General features: G+C 43.3%; 2 protein-coding genes and 2 pseudogenes. 2 read left to right on the top strand and 2 right to left on the bottom strand.

Features of this window, described 5'->3' with window-relative positions; translation table 11 throughout:
* Nucleotides 1–259 (bottom strand): annotated as a pseudogene (locus tag V3S16_RS05915) (phenyltransferase domain-containing protein); the annotation flags it as partial.
* A gap of 959 nt (nt 260–1,218) precedes the next feature.
* On the opposite strand from V3S16_RS05915, the gene V3S16_RS05910 reads away from it, so the two are divergent.
* A complete protein-coding gene (locus V3S16_RS05910) occupies nt 1,219–1,497 on the top strand; it encodes a hypothetical protein (RefSeq protein WP_413883751.1) in 279 nt (92 codons plus the stop codon).
* Nucleotides 1,466–1,810, top strand: a complete 345-nt coding sequence (locus tag V3S16_RS05905; RefSeq protein ID WP_413883750.1) for a helix-turn-helix domain-containing protein — start codon at nt 1,466–1,468, stop codon at nt 1,808–1,810. Before V3S16_RS05910 ends, V3S16_RS05905 begins: the two co-directional genes overlap by 32 nt.
* Nucleotides 1,811–2,364: 554 nt before the next feature.
* On the opposite strand, the pseudogene V3S16_RS05900 reads toward V3S16_RS05905, so the two are convergent.
* A pseudogene (locus V3S16_RS05900) lies at nt 2,365–2,818 on the bottom strand (phosphoglucosamine mutase); the annotation flags it as partial.

Here is a 2,818-nt window from a genome sequence, read left to right as displayed (position 1 = left end):
TACCGTCCCTGTAAGAGGTATACCAGCTACCATCGGCAAGCTGCGTGCGAGCCATCCATTCAAAAGCCCGCTGGGCCTCTTTAATATATCCGCCGATACAGAGGCCCATGGCGGCCTCGACATGGTCCCAGGGATCCGTTTTCTCACCCCGGCACCAGGGTATTTCTCCATTTTCCTTCTGAGTATTGACGATCAGAACCGCAACGGAGTCGATGTCAATTGTAAGGTCCTGTTTAACACCACTAAGATTAAAGCTCATCAAAACATTCCTTTTATTTAGTCCTGAAAAACCTGGTCCTTTGGGGCAAGTCAGAGTTCTCCGGCTCTGCCTTGGCAGTTTTGTGTCTAAAATCACAAATTCCAAGCACCAAATTACAAATAAATTCCAAACTACAAGCTCCAAATTCCAAATACTAAAGAACTAAACTATTTTAATTTTTCCAGTATTGACGAAAATATCTTTTTCAATTCGTTTGGCTTTCCTTAAAATTCATCTTACCGCAATGCTCGCCCCGACGAATTGGGTTTTCCGATGCGCTTCAACCCACAACCCTTATCCCTCACGGCCTTTTGGGCCGCTCCTCAAGCCCCGAATGCTTTTCATGAGGCGCTCTTCAAGCAGCGCGCAGGCCTTTCGACTCGCAACCCGTAATATAATAATCGCATTAATTAATGCGGAATAGCGATGTTTGCCAACCATAAGTGCAGCTTATTTAAACTGCAAAATTTTTTGCGATTATTATAGGATGTATTTTTGGGGACATCCTTCACTTTTAAAGTTTATTCTGTCCGATTAACACATTTATGGGGATGTTCTCCACTGAACACAAAGCGCCAAAGAGATAAACTTAATATGTTAAGTACGTCTCGGACTTTACGGATTTTATTATATGATGGAGGGGGTTGATCGAATTTGAGGGACGCTTGAATATTTTAAAATTATTGCTTATGTGCAAGACGTGTCGAAATCTGACACGAATCGCTCATGAATCATATAATTTTTCCTTACCCTGCAAACCTGCTCAGCAGGCTCCTCCTTCTGATGCAAAGTTAAATTGTAGACCGTGACTGCGCCACAATCGAATACTCCTCAAGCCTAAACCGGGGAGTTTTTCATGGCTCCTTACCAGACTTAAAAATTGGACTAAGTTTTCACCCCGGTTTTTGACCTCAGCTTATGGCTGTTGACAATATCCCCATAATTGGTATATTTGAATCATGACATGGACGGTCACCGTTAAAAAGAAGGCGGAAAAGCAATTTCGCAAACTTCCGGTTGGTGTCACCAAAGCGCTATTTCGGCTTTTGAGAGAAATCGAACTTTACGGCCCTTACAGAAACAATTGGCAAAACTATGGTTCATTGGGCAAGAATCGCTTTCATTGCCATTTAAAAAAGGGACATCCGACTTACGTGGCCGTCTGGGAAATAAGGGAAAAAGAAATTCGTTTGGTTGAGGTGACATATGTTGGAACACACGAAAAAGCTCCCTATTGAGCTTAAATTCATAGGCCCGCCTACGAATAAGGATAAGGCAGTTGCAGCGCTGAAGTCCTTGGGCTTTGTGAACGTTTCCGATTCGGTTCCTTGGCGGGATCTATTCCCGGAATATTCGGACGAAGAATTGCCGGGTGTGTGCCTTGCTGGATCACGGGTGAAAGAGGGATTAACCCAAAAACAGCTTTCGGAATTGACCGGTATTCCGCAGAGCCACATTTCCGAAATGGAAAACGGCAAACGAACGATCGGCAAGAAGCTATCTAAAATTCTGGCCAAAGCTCTCAAGGTCGGGTACAAAGTTTTTCTTTAGGTAAATGCAATTCTTCAGTCAAATATGGAAACATTTCCTGGAATAGTTCTGGCCATCGTTATTTTCTCCGTACTTCTCGGCAAAACAGGGACGTTCGTGCAGAGATTGCATCAGACAGGCACGTTCTGCACGAGCAGTACCTATGTGCTAAAAGCCTAACGAATGGGGTAAAGCACTCGAAGTAGCAATATAAATTCCAAACTACAAGCTCCAAATTCCAAATACTAAAGAACTAAACTATTTTAATTTTTCCAGTATTGATGAAAATATCTTTTTCAAGTCGTTTGGCCTTCTTCACGATTATAAGGGTTGGCCTCCGGCCCGTAGGGGCATCGGGCCTACGCCCCGGAGGGATTTTTGAATTTCGGTCAGCCGACTTCGCCATAGTAGCCTTTTGGCTACGACGGCTGAATTGTAATTTGTTTGTTTTTTGGGATTTGTTATTTGGAATTTCCACTAGCTCAATTACTCCATGAATGGATACGAAAAAGTTTTGCCAGTAAAAACACAAAATTTACAACTAAGGAACTAAACGCTGAACCTCTGAACGGTTACTATTTTCCCAAACGGTTTTTTATAATATCAGCTAATTGGCGGCAATATCTACCTGTTTCTTCTATTGTTGGCCCTTCTACCATTATACGGCATATGGGTTGTGTACCGGAATAACGAACCAGCACCCGGCCCTGCTCCCCTAAATTTGTTTCAACAGACTTTATTGCATCTTGAATCTCGGGTACGGTTTCCAAGTCAGGTTTTTGACCAACTTCCACGTTCTTAAGGGCCTGAGGGAATACGGCCATAATTTTACAAAGCTCTGACAGGGGTTTTGAATTCGCATGCATGACTTCAATAAGTCTTAAAGCAGCAAGAATGCCGTCTCCGGTGGTATGCTGATCCAAAAAGATCATGTGACCGGAATCTTCGCCGCCTAAAATAGCCCCGGAAGCCACCATTGCTTCCATAACATAACGATCACCGACATCAGTCATCTTATGGGTTATGCCC

It is taken from the genome of Candidatus Desulfatibia sp., assembly GCF_036446775.1.
In the GTDB taxonomy this organism is placed as follows: Bacteria; Desulfobacterota; Desulfobacteria; order Desulfobacterales; family UBA11574; genus Desulfatibia_A.
Note: the sequence above shows the minus strand (reverse complement) of the source record. Positions and strands in the feature narration are given on the sequence as shown.

Coding starts and splice junctions, on each gene's coding strand:
- V3S16_RS05910 (WP_413883751.1), top strand. CDS start 1,219: ATGACATGGACGGTCACCGTTAAAAAGAAGGCGGAAAAGCAATTTCGC.
- V3S16_RS05905 (WP_413883750.1), top strand. CDS start 1,466: ATGTTGGAACACACGAAAAAGCTCCCTATTGAGCTTAAATTCATAGGC.